Annotated in this window: 9 protein-coding genes; 4 read left to right on the top strand and 5 right to left on the bottom strand. The window is 59.1% G+C overall.

Features of this window, described 5'->3' with window-relative positions:
* Nucleotides 1-165 precede the first annotated feature (165 nt).
* From ESZ00_RS15860 to ESZ00_RS15840, 5 genes are all read right to left on the bottom strand, one after another.
* Nucleotides 166-3,054 (bottom strand): glycoside hydrolase family 76 protein, encoded by a 2,889-nt coding sequence (locus ESZ00_RS15860; RefSeq protein WP_164981549.1) that lies wholly within the window; start codon nucleotides 3,052-3,054, stop codon nucleotides 166-168.
* Between the two features lie 355 nt (nucleotides 3,055-3,409).
* Nucleotides 3,410-3,883 (bottom strand): GNAT family N-acetyltransferase, encoded by a 474-nt coding sequence (locus ESZ00_RS15855; RefSeq protein ID WP_129209276.1) that lies wholly within the window; start codon nucleotides 3,881-3,883, stop codon nucleotides 3,410-3,412.
* A gap of 181 nt (nucleotides 3,884-4,064) precedes the next feature.
* Nucleotides 4,065-5,054: a DMT family transporter gene (locus tag ESZ00_RS15850; RefSeq protein ID WP_129209275.1), complete on the bottom strand. Its 990-nt coding sequence runs from the start codon at nucleotides 5,052-5,054 to the stop codon at nucleotides 4,065-4,067.
* The gene (locus tag ESZ00_RS15845; protein WP_129209274.1) at nucleotides 5,054-6,502 is read right to left on the bottom strand and encodes a GHMP family kinase ATP-binding protein; all 1,449 of its coding nucleotides are present in this window, start codon (nucleotides 6,500-6,502) and stop codon (nucleotides 5,054-5,056) included. Before ESZ00_RS15845 ends, ESZ00_RS15850 begins: the two co-directional genes overlap by 1 nt.
* 84 nt (nucleotides 6,503-6,586) lie before the next feature.
* Nucleotides 6,587-7,336: a DeoR/GlpR family DNA-binding transcription regulator gene (locus tag ESZ00_RS15840; protein ID WP_129209273.1), complete on the bottom strand. Its 750-nt coding sequence runs from the start codon at nucleotides 7,334-7,336 to the stop codon at nucleotides 6,587-6,589.
* Nucleotides 7,337-7,720: 384 nt separating this feature from the next.
* Here ESZ00_RS15840 and ESZ00_RS15835 point away from each other — a divergent pair, with 384 nt between their 5' ends.
* The 4 genes from ESZ00_RS15835 (at nucleotide 7,721) to ESZ00_RS15820 (ending at nucleotide 16,172) form a co-directional block, all read left to right on the top strand.
* Nucleotides 7,721-10,963 carry an outer membrane beta-barrel protein gene (locus ESZ00_RS15835; RefSeq protein ID WP_229741319.1) on the top strand — a complete coding sequence of 1,081 codons (3,243 nt, stop codon included), beginning with the start codon at nucleotides 7,721-7,723 and terminating at the stop codon, nucleotides 10,961-10,963.
* A 29-nt stretch (nucleotides 10,964-10,992) separates the two neighbouring features.
* Nucleotides 10,993-11,832 (top strand): glycerophosphodiester phosphodiesterase, encoded by an 840-nt coding sequence (locus ESZ00_RS15830; RefSeq protein ID WP_229741321.1) that lies wholly within the window; start codon nucleotides 10,993-10,995, stop codon nucleotides 11,830-11,832.
* A gap of 171 nt (nucleotides 11,833-12,003) precedes the next feature.
* Nucleotides 12,004-13,419: a family 43 glycosylhydrolase gene (locus ESZ00_RS15825; protein ID WP_204520225.1), complete on the top strand. Its 1,416-nt coding sequence runs from the start codon at nucleotides 12,004-12,006 to the stop codon at nucleotides 13,417-13,419.
* Nucleotides 13,419-16,172 carry a glycosyl hydrolase 115 family protein gene (locus ESZ00_RS15820; protein ID WP_164981548.1) on the top strand — a complete coding sequence of 918 codons (2,754 nt, stop codon included), beginning with the start codon at nucleotides 13,419-13,421 and terminating at the stop codon, nucleotides 16,170-16,172. The genes ESZ00_RS15825 and ESZ00_RS15820 overlap by 1 nt, the downstream gene beginning before the upstream one ends.
* Nucleotides 16,173-16,276: the final 104 nt, after the last annotated feature.

Here is a 16,276-nt window from a genome sequence, read left to right as displayed (position 1 = left end):
TGCCGTCAGCGCCGTGAAATGCAGTGGTGTTATTTTCTTCTCGCGCGGAGCATTATTTTTACCAGGCAGATCAATCTCTGCATTCCAGAATCAGCAGCAGTCGGAGTCGCAATTAACTCCGGCTGCTGCCATTCTGTGAACGGTATTTGTGTGGAAGCGCCTCATCTATTGGACGGGGCATTCCTGCTGTTGCATGCCTTCGGTTTCGCGCGTCAGCGTCATGCCGAGAACAAGGACATCGCGATTCGATGGCAGCGTGATGCTCTTTATCTCTTTCCGGCTGTCGAGCGAGAATGCATAGTGGTAGAGATCGAAGAGCGCGGTCCCTGTTGATCCATTGGCCAGATCGCGGTAGGACATGCTCTGCGCGATATATTCGCGCGGATAGCCTGCCGGTGTGTGCCAATCACTGAAGCTCTGGCTGAAGTGTTGAGTCGTTCCATCGCTGTAAGTGATCGTTACAGTCTGTCCTGTCTGCGCTCCCTCTACGCCTGTCCCGAGTACTTCGAGCGTCGTGTAATGACCGTTCGGAAGCGTAATCGTCTGTCCCGAGCCAAAGACGGCATTCGTAAGGTTCGGTGCGCCGAGATCATAAAGCACGCCATGCACGATAAGGCTCGATGCTCCGGCATCATTGCCGAGCAGATTGGCCGAGTATGCCGTTCCTCCGCCGTCGAGACCGCCGGTCGATGAGAAGGTCGAGCCGTCTGTATAGATACCGGCCACGTTGTATTGAGAGGCGAGGTTTACAGCATCTCCAAAGGATTGGCGTGTAAGCGTCGCAGCCAGAATGACAAGGCTGCGGTTGGTCGGCAGGGTGATGCTTGCCACCTGTTTTTCCAGGTTCAGCGGAAATGTGTAGTTATAGAGCTTGATCGGTGCTGTATTCTCCGAGCCATCTCCATAGTTGCGGTAAGGCATGGTGACAGCTACAGCCTCGCTCGCATTATTCGACGAGGTATACCAATCGCTGAAGCCCTGCGTAAATTTCGCAGTCGAGCCGTCGGTATAGGTGACAATGATTGTCTGTGCTGCCTGATCCCCATTGACCCCAGTCGCGAGCAATTGCAATGCGGTGTACTGTCCCGAAGGGAGCGGTATCGTCTGTCCGGCCCCATAGACAACATCCGGAGCCTGCGCGGGACCGAAGTTGAAAAGAGTTCCATCGAGCACACGAGCTTTTCCTAGCTGATCGGAGGCGTAGGAGTAGCCGACACCGTCAATCCCTGCCGAGGTGGAGTAAACACTTCCACTGGGATAGAGTCCGGTCGCATTATATGCCTGGCTGAGATCCACCTGTACGCCTGTGCCGCAAGCGCATAGTGCGGCGCTGACTGTAAGAGGGAAGGCTGGAGTCGTTGACGTCAGCGTCCCCGAGGTCCCTGTGATTTGCAGACTTGCAGCAGCAGTGGTCGCGGTGTTGGATGTTGCGATCAGGCGTACTGCGCTCGTGCTGCGAGTCGCCGGTGGCTGGATCGCTGAGAGCAGTCCCTGAGGGATTCCACTCGGCCGAGCAAGACTTACCGTCCCCTGAAATCCATTGTGCGGTGTAACTGTCACTGTTCCGGTTACAGATGAGTCCTGGTTCAATGAAAGGGCAGTGGGAGTGAGGGCCAAGGAGAAATATGGAAGTCCGATTCGGACATACACGGTTTGAGAGACTGAGCCACTCGATCCTGTGACCGCAACTACGTAGGTGCCAGCCGTTGTCGTGCTGGTAGTGGAAGCGGTCAGCGTTACGGTTCCAGCTCCAGTCACAGAGTTCTCACTTAATGAAGCGGAAACTCCTGCCGGTGAGCCGACGACCGTTGCTGCCAGTGAGACTGCGCCGGTAAAGCCGTTTGCGGGACTGATACTCACCGTTGTAGTTCCGCTGCTGCCTGCAGCTATATCCAATTCCGACGAAGCAGCGGTCAGCGTAAATTCAGAGCCTGTGGAGGGGGGTGGTATATCCAGCATGCCTACGACCGTATCGCTGCAATCCCAGCTATAGAGGCCGGTATCGGCGGTTGCTGCCAGCCAGTTATTCCAGGAGAGCCCAGCTGAATTTCGCTGCGCCCAGGCCAGGCCAACATTCGTTTGTGCCCAGGGAAGGACGCTGCTGCTGGTAAAGCCCCCATGGCTGTACACGTAACCGATCCAGCGGAGTGTGATGCCGTTGAAGCCACCACCGTCGGTTCCTCCCTGCCCATAGTTCGGAAGGATGTTATAGCCGCCAACGGTGCCGGAAGAGAGGTTATTCATCAGGTAGACTGCTGCGTTGTTCGCATCGCTCAGCTTGTTTTCGAAGTAATCGGCGCCGATGGAAACGCCATAGTTATAGGAGTATTGTCCCGTGCTGACTCCGCCGCTGCCGACGCCGTCATAGACCTCTCCGGTCGTCGCGTTGTAGAGATTGCTGTAGGCCCAGCTATAGACGGTATTGGCCTCATCGAGATAAGTAGAATTCTTCGTGATCTGGTAGAGAAGGTTTCCGGCGATCACAAAGGTCCAGTTTGAGGCTGAGGCTTTATAGCCCGAGGATGTATTTGCTGCCGCTACATTCCACCAGATACCGCCGCCATAAGTAGTGTCATAGCCGCGTGACCAGACCGTGGCAAAATTGTTTTCTGCGTCTGTGAGCCACGTGCTGTTACCGGTTGCCGTATAGGCGCGGGTAAAAGCGATGGTTGCCCACATCAGGTCATCGTCGTAGGTATCGCCGGACCAGTCTGCGCTGAACTGCGCGATGAAGCCATTGCAGAGCTGGTTGATGATCGTGGCATTGGCGGAACTTGGGTTCTGATTGTAAGCATCGATTGCCAGTTCGATCTCCTCTGCGCCAACCCAGAATCCCGAGGTCGAAGTGGAGCCTTGCATGGAGCGGTAGTCGTAGTTATCCCCGCTGGGGTTGAAGTAAAAGGCGTTGTTGTAATCGTTGAAAGCGGTCTGTGCGTCCGCAGCTGTCCATTGTGCCAACGCGGGGTTGGCCAGCATGAGTAGAAGTAAGAAGAGAGAGAGTGGGGTGATCGCACTGGCCTGGAGATAAGGCCAAAGTCTGCCTGGGAGCTTCATGGGGGACTCCTTCGAGAGTATGACTGCACATTCCAAGCGATTCCACGCGTGCACCCGCATACTGCGATCGGGACAGTTCCTGTGTGCCGTGCTCCATACGGGCGATGCAGTCGTGGAAACGATTCCATTTCCGGAAAACATACTGCCCGGGATATCGCAGATGCGTCAAGCTCTAACTGAAATGTTTTTCTCTTCTCACGAGAAAATCATGCCTGCTGGCCGAGCAACAGCTCAGGTTACGAGTGCCACTTGCAGCTTCGAAGCTCATTTGTGCTCGCAATGCAAAGCTGGACTTCAGACTTTTTGTCTTGAATGGGAAGCTCTTAGAAAACCATGGATGCTGAGGCATACCAGCTTAGGGCTCGTGTGTAAGCTCCTGCCTGCTCCATGAAGATTGCAGGCGCTCAAGATAGACAGTGCCATGCTTTGCAGCTTCAAAACCGAGCTCGCGATAGAAAGTCTCGGCATCATGAGTCAGAAGCGAGATGCGCTTGAGCCGCCGAAGTATGTTGTGGTCGAGCACGCAGAGCATCATCCATCGTCCAAGGCCCTGTCCGCGGTGGGCTTCGGCAACGTAGACATCGCAGAGATAGGCATACGTCGCATAGTCGGTAATCACGCGAGCGAACCCGATCTGGACACGGTCTTCAAGGAGAGAGAAGCAAAGGGAATGGGAAACGGCGCGCATGAGTGCCGTGCGTGAGAGACCGGCCGCCCAGGTCGTCGTGCTCAGAAAGCCGTGCACGATATCGAGATCGAGCGCGTTGAGGGCGGTAGTGACGCAATAGGGCCCTCTGCTCCATTCCTGCCATGCGTCAGATCCCGGCAATCGACTCGTTCCCCTTTCGTGTACAGGTCCTGTCTGCCCGTCCTGAGGTCAGGGAATCGGGCTCTGGGAGGCTTCCGTGCATGTTCATTAGTAACACTAAAAATGTTCATGATTCACTGACAGAGTGTGAATTTCGCCCTCTCCTGTCAGGAATAAGCGGAACGATCTGCAGAGCCAGGAGCTATTTGCCGCTGGGGCATGGTGCGAGAGTTCCGTCGTAACGGAAGAGCAGGAGCGCCGAGAGCAGGATTACGGCAGATCCTGCCATGGTCTGGAGGCTGAGGCTTTCGTGGAGAACGCTGATCCCGAGAGCGACGCCGAAGAGCGGAACAAGATAAAGCGACGCCGAGGCGAGGATCGCGTCAACCCAGCGCAATGCGCGCAAAAAGAGAACCATGGACAGGCCGTAAAGGCCGAATGCGAGATAGCTGAGGGCGAGCCAGGAAGGCAGGCGAAGACGGCTGAGGTCGGAAAGGCAGTGGGGCGCGAAGAGGATGAGCAGCGGCAGTCCGCAGAGCGCAGTTGCCAGATAGCTGAAAAAGAGGATTTCGAGCTCTGAGAACTGCGCCAGAAGGCGTTTCGAGTAGACGTTATAGAACGCCGACCCGATGCAGCCGGCGGCGATCATCAGGTTGCCTTCCAACGGGAGTGCATGGCTCCGGTCGAGGCCCGCGACCGCGTGCGCAGGAAGATTCCCGGAGAGAAGCAGCACCCCGGCAAAGCCCATTAGCAGACTGATGACGCGCAGCCGTGTGAGCTGCTCGCGCAGCAGCCATGTGGCCAAGGCCGTGCTGAGAATGGGAATGAGCATGCTGAGGATGGCACCGTCGGAAGCCAGCGACTCGCTGACGCCGAGGGTCATGCCCACCTGGGCGAGTAGCTGGCCGCCGATGCCGACGAACAGAAGCTCGTGGCGATGCTGCCATGCGCGGGTCCAGCGGTTTTCGTCCGATTTGCGGAAGGAGAGAAGCAGTAAGCCCGCCGTGGTGACCGCATAAAAAGGGAGAAGAGCGATGGCCAGCGGTTGCAGGTGGCCTGTGAGCAGCTTCACTGCGACTCCCTGGCCGGACCACAGAAGACTGGCAGCGACCAGCAGCACCGCGGAGGAAATGCGTGTCCGTGCCTGCGCCTGTGCGGAGGAGAGAGTTGAAGAGTCTCCGAGAGGACGCATCAGGGCATTCCGGCGCCGAGCGCTGCTTCTGCTTCCCACACTGTAACGCCGGAGAGATCTGCTCCGTCCGAGCTGTCGGTAAAGATGTGCGGCGCGATACCGCAGTGCTGGGCATACTCGGCTGCCACCGCGCGTACGGCATCCTCCTGGCCGGCAGTGCCGAGCAGTGCAACAACGCCACCGCCACCGCCGCCGGTCATCTTGGCGCCGTAAAGTCCATGATGCTGTGCGAGCTCCACCAAGATGTCGCAGGATGTTGCGCCGAGGCCGCACTCTGCATAGGCATGATGCGACTGGTGCATCAGCTCGCCGAGCATGCGAAGCTGCGATTCGAGCCGATGGAGGCTCATGTCCTGATGCATGCCCTGTAGAAGAGCGCGAGCGATCTCGATTCTCAGGTGCTCTTCGCAGGCATAGAGCACGGCGGCTCGCACCGGATACCAGTCGTCCGGTGCGACAGAGGTGAAGGGGTCCACGTGTTCGGTATAGAGACGAAGAAAGTCGCTGCCGCGCATCGATTCAGGCAGGCGATCCAGATGGCGGGCACGCAGCTCCGAGGGGCGCAGATTGGAGAGATATCCATTCCAGCGCGGGTCTGTCCAGCGTGGAATGCGGCCGTTGTGTTCTGGCGTGAGGGCAAGACCCTCCCACTGGCAGAGCATGCGGTAGCCCATGAAAGCAGCAGCACGTGCAGACTCATAGGCCGCGCTGGTCGTGGACCGCGAAGCAAGAGAATCGATACCCCAGATGCGCACGCCATCTGGGAGGGCAAGTGGAGGCTCAGGCTGACAGGGCTGGCATAGGAGCGGCAGCAGGCATCCCTGCTCGCCGATCACACAGGCTGCCTGGTCCATGATGCCGCAAGCCGACTGCGCGACAACGTTCTCGACCCATTGACCGGCTTCCGCCAGCGCCACGCCTTCTAGGCGGACGCCGGCCACAGCCGCAGCTGCTTTGAGCACGCTGATCTCAAGCGCAGCCGAGGAGCCTACGCCGCGATTTGCCGGCAGAGTGGAATCAAGATAGAGGCGGGCGCCGTGCCGTTGAAACGCTCCGTGATGCACATGCAGCGCGTGGAAAGCTCCGAGCACGTAGCGTCCCCAGCGCGTGCCGCGCTCCTCCGAGCACACGGCAGTGAGAGCTTGCAGATCGCCCAGCTGCGCGATGGGAAATGCAATCTCACTCGCCCAGCCATGCAGGACAGCTCCATGATTAAAGATGCGAATGACCGGCTCTGCAGAAGATTGAGCCGCGGCGTGTATGCCTTCACGCAAAGGAAGCTGGAGAACAAGTCCGCCGGTGTAATCGACGTTGCCGCCCATGAAGTCAAGGCGGCCCGGTGAGCGTGCGATCCAGATCGTCTCCTGGCCATCAAACAGTCGATTCTGTCCGCGTAGGACGGCAAGCTGTTGGTAAAACCTCTTTTCGATGTTCCTGCTGCGCGTCATGGCTGGCGTGGAGCGAAGCCTTGTATACGCTTCACCCTGTGCTCGAGCCTATCGAATGCCCCTCAAAGGAATATGAATGCCCGATCAACGGGCAATCTGGACCTTGGTCTGCCGGCTGAGGCGGGCGAGATCAGCTTCAGGAAGCAGTTCGTCGGTGATGATGAGGTCGCATTCCTCGATACCGCAGAGGCGATAGGTCGCCTCTTTGCCGATCTTGCTGCTGTCGACGAGCAGGATCTTGTGCTTGCCCGCCTGAAGCATTTCCCGCTGGGCATCGGGATCATGAACCATGACGCCGCGCGAGAACGATACGGAGGCAGCTCCAAAGATGACGTGATCGGCGTATATCGACTTCAGGCTTTCTGCCACGCCGTGACCGATGAGGTCATGGCTGCTGGAACGGTAGACGCCGCCGGTAAGCTCGAGACGAATCTCTTCTGCCGAGGCCAGTTCTTCGAGCACCGCCATCGAGAACGTCACCACCACAACATTTCTCCGCTCGCGCAGCGCCCGTGCGACATAAAGCGTCGTGGTGCCGGAATCGAGCACCACGGATTCGCCATCCTGCACCAGCGCGGCCGCAGCTTTGCCGATGCTGCGCTTGGCTGGAGACATCTTCTCGAGCCGCTCGAGGAAGGTGCGCTCCATGCCGCGCCATCGTTCGATGCGGGCCCCTCCGGGAATGCGGATGACCTGGCCCTGTTCAGCGAGCTTCTGGAGATCGCGCCGGATGGTCATCTGCGAAACGCCGAACTGTTCGGCGATGTCACCGATGGAAGCTGTAGTGTTCTCTTTTAACAGCTGAAGAATGGCCTCGATGCGCGAACCTTCCACCTCTCGTTATTCCCATCCTTTCGTGCAATTTCGCAGTATCCCTTTTCTACCAGCATATCCATGGCACAGCAAAGATTCCTGAAATAACCAGGAATGAATGTGATTTTTTCACTGAAATGGTGATTGTTTGTTCATTATTCACAATTGAATGCTACAAGTCATGGTGTCGGCGATGTGAGGGCCATCTCCATCACGCATATTCGCAGACTGCCCACACAGGGCCACTTTGATCGTTTTTCTTTTTTGGGGGACTTTATGCTTTGCCAGCGTCGCTCCTTTGCTCCGCCGCGCCTCCTGGTATCGTCGAGCGCTTCTGCCGCTCGAGGCCAGCGAGGTGTCTGCCATGGGGCTTTGTCGGTTTTCTTCCTCGTTCTATTCTCGATCGTGTCCGGATCCTCTCTGTTTGCGCAGACCTTTTATGCCTCTCTGAGCGGCGTGGTTACCGATGCAAGCCATGGCGCCGTTGCCGGAGCTCAGATCACGGTCGTTGAAACGGCGACCTCTGCGGCATACAAGACCGTCACCAATCAGCGTGGCAGCTACCGTGTCTCATTTCTGAAGCCTGGAGAATATGTCGTCGGCGTACAGAAGGACGGCTACGAGGAGTACAAGACTTCGGCGATCCAGCTGGTGCTGAACCAGGAAGCCCAAGTGGATGCGGTGCTGGCGATCGGCACGCAGTCGCAGGTGATCACGGTCAATGCCCAGGGCACCGCATTGAACGATGCGAATCCCCAGATCGGCACGCAATTCGGATCGGACGATCTTGTGAACGTGCCGGAAGCCATGACCGGGTCGAACGGATCTTCACAGGAGTTTCTGCTGGCCGCGCAGGTGCCGGGCGCAGCAGGCTCCAGCTCCGACTATTCGAATCCGAACAATATCTCTCTCGGCGGTGGGCGCCCGGACACGAACCCGATCATTATTGACGGCCTGCCCAGCAACATGGGCGTCGATGGCACTTATGGTCTTGTGCCCACACCCGATTCGACCGAAGAGCTGCAGGTGCTCACCTCGCCCTTCTCGGCGCAGTATGGCCAGTCCGGTGGCGGCGCTATCCTCACCACGACGAAGTCCGGCACGCAGACCTTTCACGGCAGCCTGTTCGAGTATCACAACGATCAGAGCATGAACGCGCTGCAGTATTTCGATGCTCCCAATACGGACCGTCCGGTGAATGTCTTCAATTATTTCGGCGGTTCGGTCGGTGGTCCGGTGCGGATTCCCTGGCTCTTCGATGGGCGCAAGCATCGCCTGTTCTTTTTCACCGATTGGGAAAACACCATCAATAACAGCGCGAACACGCTGGACACCAATGTTCCGACCGCGGCCGAGCGCACCGGCGACTTCTCCGGCCTGGACCCGCAGGGGCAGCAGACGCCGACCATCTACGACCCCACCACGCTCAAGCTGGTGAACGGCACCATTACCGGCACGCCATTCGCGGGAAACATCATTCCATCTGACCGCATGGATACGGTGGGCAAGGCTCTGCTTGCCTACTATCCGCAGCCGAACTGCAACTACCTGACTTACAACTACTGTGTCAATCCGCCCAGCCACAACACGTATCTCTATAACGCCGATCGCGTGGACTTTAATACCACCGACTACGACCATATCTGGGCGAAGTTTTCGCGCGATGGCCCAACGACCGGAGCGGTCACATACATTCCGAATGCGGCCAACACCTCGGCGGCGAACGGCTGGAAGGACGACCACTATGAGACCTCGTGGAGCCACATCTTCAGCCCACGCATCTCGAATGAAGCTCGCTTCGGTTATGTCTCCGAGGTGAATTTCTCCGATGTCTATCCGGTCGATGCCTCGTCGCTGGGCCTGAAGGGCGTGATCCTGAACGGGTTTCCCAACCTGAGCGTCAATGGCCTCTATGGCCTTGGCCCCGGCTCCTACCAGTACACGCTCGATGGGCACTACATCCTGAATGACGCGATGGTGCTGCAGCTTGGGCGGCACTCGCTCTCGCTCGGTGGCGAATTCATGAACTACCACTTCAGCCAATACGAGCCGGGCGTGCTCTCAGGCAACTATGACTTCTCGGGTCAGTTCACCTCTACCTCCGGACAGCCGGTGACAGGCATCGCCGATCTCGAGCTCGGCCTGCCGGACTCGACCACCATCGACACGAACGACACCTGGTTCCGCGAAACTTCGAAGTACGGCTCGCTCTATGTGCAGGACGACTACCGCATGTTCGAGAAGCTCACCGTGAATCTCGGGCTGCGCTGGGAGTTCGATGGTCCCTTTACCGAGACGCGCGACCAGATGTACACTTTCAATCCGAATCTCACCGACTCAACCACCGGCAAGCAGGGTGCGATTGAATTTGCCGGCTACGACGGCGCGCCGCACACGCTCATTGGCCGCACTTATATGGGGTTCCTGCCTCGCGTGGGCTTCAGCTATCACGCGCTGAAGAACACGGTGGTGCGCGGCGGCTATGGTGTCTATGAGCTGCCGGGCATCGGCTTCGCCATGACGGCCACCACCTCGAAGACAACCGTGGACACCACCTTCGAAAGCGCGGACGGCATCACTCCGCCGTATCAGCTCGATAATGGCGTGCCTGCTTATTCGCCGCAGGTCGACGCCAATGGTGAGCCATCGATCCCGACCAGCCTGACCGACCCCACCTCGAATGTCGATCGTCTGCAACGGAATGGTGTTCTGGCTTATATCCAGCAGTGGCAGTTCGGTGTTCAGCAGGATCTCGGCAACGGCTGGCTGGCCGAGGTCGACTATCAGGGCAACCACGGCGTGCATCTGCCGATCCAGTTACCCAGCAACCAGATCGCGCCCAGCACAGGCTGCTGCTATGGCAACTCTGAAGCGCAGAGCCTTCGTCCTTATCCGCAGTTTCTCAATGTGACCTACTACGTGAACGGTGGCGCCTCAGGCTACAACGCGCTGCTCGCACAGCTCACGCATCGCTGGAAGAACGGCCTCTCGATTCTCGCGGCTTACACCTATGCCAAGCAGATGGATGACGTCGATCCTTCGGCACGCGGCAATGCCGTGGGCATCCAGAATGCGTACAATCTGCATGCGCAGTGGGGCACGGCGATGACCGACATCCCGCAGCGTCTCTCGCTGACCGGAGTGTGGAATCTGCCGATCGGTCAAGGCGGACGCTTCCTGCGCTCGACACCAGTACTCAGCCAGGCACTGGGCCACTGGCGCGTGAGCACGATTGCCGCCTTCCAGGTTGGTTATCCCTATCACGTAAGCCAGTCCAACACGCTCGGTCTCTTCAGCAACGCGCAGTACGTGACGCGCGTCGGCAATCCGCACATTGGCCGGGGCCAGCGCACGCTTGAGCACTGGTTCAACACCGATGCATTCGCGATCACGCCGAAAGACACACTGGGCAACGGTGCACGTGCTTCTCTCTTCGGACCGGGACAGAATGTATGGAACCTTGGCCTGATGCGCGATGTTCCGATCAAGGAGAAGGTCACCTTCACCTTCCGCGCGGACGCGTACAACGCCTTCAATCACCCGCAGTTCGACGGTCTCGGCACTTCGATCACCAGCGGCAACTTCGGCCAGCTCACCAAGGCGCAGGATGCCCGCACGCTGCAGGTGAGCGGACGGATGCGCTTCTAAGACGCGGCTGCGCCACAAGGAGAAACAGATTGTTCAAGACGCACATTCTTCCTGTCCTCGGACTCTGTCTGGCAGCGGCTTCGGCCGCTGCGCAGGCCGGGTCTGCCGATCAAGCAGCCGCGAAGCAGAAGATCATCGTGATCTCGCATCGCGGCGAACATCTGCATCATCCGGAAAACACGCTGCCTGCTTTTCAGGCGGCGATTGACGCGGGAGCCGACTTCTTCGAGTGTGACGTGCGCACTACCTCTGACGGCAAGCTGATCCTGATGCATGACAGCAGCGTGGACCGCACGACCAATGGCACGGGAAAGGTGAACCATCTTAGCTTTGCACAAATCCGGGCACTCGATGCAGGGAGCAAGTTCTCTCAGGCCTTTGCCGGGACGAAGGTGCCTACCTTCGACGAGGCGCTTGAGCTGGCGCATGGCAAAATCGGCATTTATGTCGACACGAAAGATGCCGATCCGAAGCTGCTGATCGACACCATCTATCGCCATCATATGGAAGATCATGTTGTCATTTATGGCGATCCTTTCTTTCTGCACGATGTGGAGAAGCTGCAGCCCGCGCTGCGCGTGATGCCCGAGGCCGAGAATGCCGAGGTGTGCGGATCGCTGGTCGCGCACCTGCATCCGAAGGTGATCGCGTATGATGCCGATGACTTCAAGCCAGAAATCATTGCCTGCGCAAAGAACACCGGGGCGAAGATCTACGTGGATCGTCTGGATGAAATGGACAATCCATCCGTATGGCAGCAGGCTCTTGATCTTGGCGCCGACGGCATCCAGACCAATAAGCCCGCTGAGTTAGTGGAGTATCTGCGCGCCCGGGGGCAGGCTACGCATGCGCTCTCCAGCGGCCGCTGACGAGTATTTTAGCCTTATCTTGAGACGAACAGTCCTCGAGCGGAAGCATGGCTTCCGCTCATTTCTTTCTTGCCCTGACCGTGCCGGATTTCTGTCTGTTTCGAGATTGTCCTGAATCAAGGAGCACAGGCACAATGGGTGAAAGAAGAAGTGGAGAGGACGGAACGCCTTTTGAAAGGTCTACGATCGAAGCTGTGGCTGTGGATAACGCTCGCATCCGTTGTATACGTTTTCCAGAATGCCCATGCCGCAGTTCCCGGCAATGCGAGTGAAGCCACGCAAGTGAGTTGGGATGCTCCGCACAATCCGAATCCCTTCATCCCTGGTTATTACGCGGATGCCTCCGTGCTCCAGACCGCAAAGGAAACCTTCGTTTACGCGACGGAAGACCCATGGGGAGGCCGTACGCTCGGCTGCTGGCGCTCCACGGATCTCGAGCACTGGCGCTGGTGCTCGCTGAACTGGCCCACGAAAGAAGCGGCCACCAGTCCGACCTCCGGTGACAGCATGATCTGGGCTCCGTCGGTCATCGCGAAGAACGGCCGCTACTATATGTATGTTTCGGTGGGCAGCGAGGTGTGGGTTGGCATCGCCGACTGGCCCACAGGTCCTTGGAAAAACGCTCTCGGAAGCAAGCCGCTCATCCCCGGCAACTATCGTCCCGGCTATCACATGATCGACGCCGAGGTTTTCCTCGACACCGACGGGCAGGCCTATCTCTACTGGGGTTCAGGACTGCACTGGGTAAACGGCCATTGCTTTGTGGTGAAGCTCAAACCGGACATGGTCACCTTCGACGGTGAGCCGCGCGACGTCACGCCCGGGCACTACTTCGAAGCACCTTTTATGTATAAGCACGGTGGCCGCTATTTCCTGATGTATTCGGAGGGCAAGACCACCGACTCCACCTACAACGTGCGCTACGCCGTCGGCAGCTCTCCGCTCGGGCCATTCCGCGAAGGGGTAAACAGCCCGCTGCTGGTCAGCGATCCGGCGAACAGCATCCTCGGCCCCGGCCATCACGCTATCTTCGCGCGCGGCGGCAAGAGCTACATCGTCTATCACCGTCACAGCCTGCCGTTCGACAGCAGTTCTGTCCGTCGCCAGCTCTGCATGGATGAGTTGAAGTTCGGCCCCGACGGTGAGCCGCAGAAGATCGTGCCTACGCACCTCGGCCCCGCGCTGCTGCGGCAGACGCCGCGTGATGCCGGAGCCCTGCCGGTCACGGCCACCGCTTCTTCGTCACTCGATGCCGTCCACGACGCGAAGCGCGTCACCGATGATAACTACGCAACTCGCTGGATTCCTGCCGCAGCAGAGAAAGAGGCGTGGCTGCAGCTCGATCTGCACCGGGTGATGCAGCCCAGCCGTACCGAGATTCGCTTTGAATACGCATGGAAGCCCTATCGCTTCAAGCTTCTGGCTTCGCTCGATGGCAGGCGGTGGACTTCCGTCGAGGATCACAACTCCACCGGCGAAGTGGGCTCCCCCGTGACGATCACCGGCCTGCCGCGCGCCCGCTATCTTCGTCTCGTATTTCCTGCTGCGGAGACTCCAGTCTCAATCTTTGAATGGAACGCCTACTGATGCTTCGTCGTTGGAAATTCTCGACTGCTGCCGCCGGCCTCACGGCGCTGCTCTGCGCTGCTGCTGCGCTCCCTGCTTTCGCGCAGGAAGCCGATCATGATGCTCCGGCGTTGATTCTCGACCGGCCAGTCGATACAAGCGCTTTCCCGCTCTTCGATCATGGCCGCGCGACACCCATTTATGTGGCGGACGGCGATGCGGCGCCGGTGCGCACAGTCGCAAACGCATTTGCGGCGGATGTCCGCGCTGTCTCCGGTGTCCGGCCCACCGTTGTGAATAAAGTATCCGGCGAGCAACAGATGATTCTCGTCGGCACGCTTGGTCACTCGGCGATGATCGATGCACTCGCGCACAGCGGACAGCTTGACACCTCGGCCATCGCAGGCCAATGGGAAGCTGCGAGTGTCAGCATTGTCGATCATCCGCTGCCCGGCGTAGCTCGTGCCCTGGTGATCGCTGGTAGCGACCCGCGCGGCGCGGCCTTTGCGCTCTTTGGCCTTAGCCGCGCCATCGGCGTCTCGCCCTGGAGCTGGTGGGCCGACGTACCCATCGCACATCACACCTCGGCGGCGATTATGCAGCAGCACTTTGTGCAGCCTCCGCCTGCTGTACAGTATCGCGGCATCTTTATCAATGATGAAGACTGGGGCATCCGTCCCTGGGCTGCGAAGAAGATGGACCCGCAGCTGCGCAACATCGGTCCGCATACGTATGCCCGCGTCTTTGAGCTGCTGTTGCGTCTGCACGCCAACACGCTGTGGCCGGCAATGCATCCCGGCACCATGCCGTTTCATGCGGTACCGGAAAATGCGAAGCTTGCTGCCGAGTGGGGCATTGTGATGGGCTCCTCGCACTCCGAGGCGCTGCTGCGTGATAACGTCGGCGAGTGGGACGAGGGGCGTGACGGTCCGTGGAACTACCAGATCAACCGCGATGCCATCGACCGCTATTGGGACAAGGGACTTGAAGTTAACGGTCAGTACGAAAACTTCTACACCGTCGGCATGCGTGGACAGCACGATACCGGCCTGGAAGCGACTGGCAGCAACGAGGTGAAGGCGCAGCTGGTCGAGCAGGCCATCGCCGATCAGCGCGCCATCCTTGCACGCCGCGTGAATCCGGACCTTGCGAAGATTCCACAGGTCATCTGGCTCTACAAGGAGTCGATCGATCTCTATCGCGTGGGAATGAAGGTGCCGGACGACGTCACACTCGGCTGGACCGACGATAACTTCGGCTACATCCGTCAGCTTCCCGATGCCGAAGAGCGTGCGCGCAGCGGCGGCAGCGCGCTCTATTACCACGTCTCCTACTGGGGCACGCCGCATGACTATCTCTGGTTGTGCAGCACACCTCCGGCGCTCATGCGCGAGGAGCTGACCAAGGCCTGGGATCACGGCGTGCGTAAGCTCTGGATCCTGAACGTAGGCGACCTTAAGCCCGCCGAGAGTGATATCGAGTACTTCCTGCGGATGGCGTGGCAGGAGCCATCCTTTCGCGACGTCTCGCAGCCGGACTACCTCCAGAGCTGGTATACCGCGCAGTTTGGCGGGCAGGGAACGGCGATGGCTTCGCTGATGGACCACTGGTACCAGCTCACCTTTCTGCGCAAGCCGGAGTTCATGGGCTTCAACGGCTATGACGACGCAGTGCAGCGCACGGCCTTCAACCCGCTCGCCTGGGGCGACCAGAACCAGCAGATGATGGCCGCATGGCAACAGCTCGCTGCCGAATCCCGTTCCCTCGCAGAGAAGATCAAGCCCGATCAACGCGATGCCTTCTTCGAACTCGTCGCCTATCCAGTCGAGGCTAGCAGCGCGCATGCTCTCAAGTTCCTGTGGACCGACCGCAGCTATCTCGCCCAGCACGGCCGCGATTTCGCCGCGGTCGATCATGACTCCGTCGAGGCGAAGGCCGCCTACGATCGCGTGCAGAGCCTTACCGCCGATTACAACCAGCTCGCCGGCGGCAAGTGGGACGGCATGATGTCTTCGCATCCTCGCGATCGCCGCGTCTTCGAGATGCCGGAGACCGCCACCGTTCTGGCCACGGCTCCACTTCAGCTTCCGGGAGACTGGCGCGCACCGAAGAACTCGGCATCTTCCGAGACCTCCGAGCAGGGCTTTGTCGAGCAGAACGGAACCATCTCCATTAATGCCGCGCACTTCGCCGCCCGTAAGGACATGCCGCAGGCAGCGTGGGAGATATGGCCCGACCTTGGCCTGGATCTGGGGCTTGACCTTTCCCTGAATCGAAGCAGGTCCGGTGGCTCGGTCTCAATCGCCGGTCCTGGAGCTGCATCACCCGCCGCCTGGACGCAGATGGAGAAACGCGCCGAGGCGATTGCGCAGACTCCTTCGCTCCGCTATGACTTCACGACTTCGACCAGCGGTGAGGCCACGGCTTCCATCTATCTGTTGCCTTCCTTCCCGGTCGATTCCAGCCAACGCCTGCGCTACGCGCTCTCTATAGACGGCGGTGCGCCCATCGTTCTTGACGCAGCCGGAGCCGAGGCGCACCAGGCTGGGTTGAGTCCCTGGGCTGCCAATGTTCTCCGCAATGCGATGGTGCAGATTGTTCCCCTGGGCAGTCTCACGCCTGGGAAGCACACACTGGTGCTCTATTACGGGGATCCCGGTGTAGTCTTCCAGCACATCATGGTCAGCTTTCCGGGAGCAGCGCCCGCTTATCCGTTCGCTCCAGAGACGATCGGGAAGGGAAGCACAGTCGCGGCTGCATCGGGCTCACGCTGATCCATAGAACCTTCGTCTAGTTGAATATCGCTGCCCGGATAGCAGCATGGCGATGCGCGATCGCGAGCAGGACGAGAGCGCTCTCATCGAGCCCGGGAGTCCTC

The organism is Silvibacterium dinghuense (assembly GCF_004123295.1).
GTDB classification, from domain to species: domain Bacteria; phylum Acidobacteriota; class Terriglobia; order Terriglobales; family Acidobacteriaceae; genus Silvibacterium; species Silvibacterium dinghuense.
This window is presented reverse-complemented; position numbering and strand designations above follow the sequence as displayed.

Bases quoted from the DNA above. Each gene is read 5' to 3' on its own strand.
- ESZ00_RS15860 (WP_164981549.1), bottom strand. From the start codon at position 3,054: ATGAAGCTCCCAGGCAGACTTTGGCCTTATCTCCAGGCCAGTGCGATC.
- ESZ00_RS15850 (WP_129209275.1), bottom strand. From the start codon at position 5,054: ATGCGTCCTCTCGGAGACTCTTCAACTCTCTCCTCCGCACAGGCGCAG.
- ESZ00_RS15845 (WP_129209274.1), bottom strand. From the start codon at position 6,502: ATGACGCGCAGCAGGAACATCGAAAAGAGGTTTTACCAACAGCTTGCC.
- ESZ00_RS15820 (WP_164981548.1), top strand. From the start codon at position 13,419: ATGCTTCGTCGTTGGAAATTCTCGACTGCTGCCGCCGGCCTCACGGCG.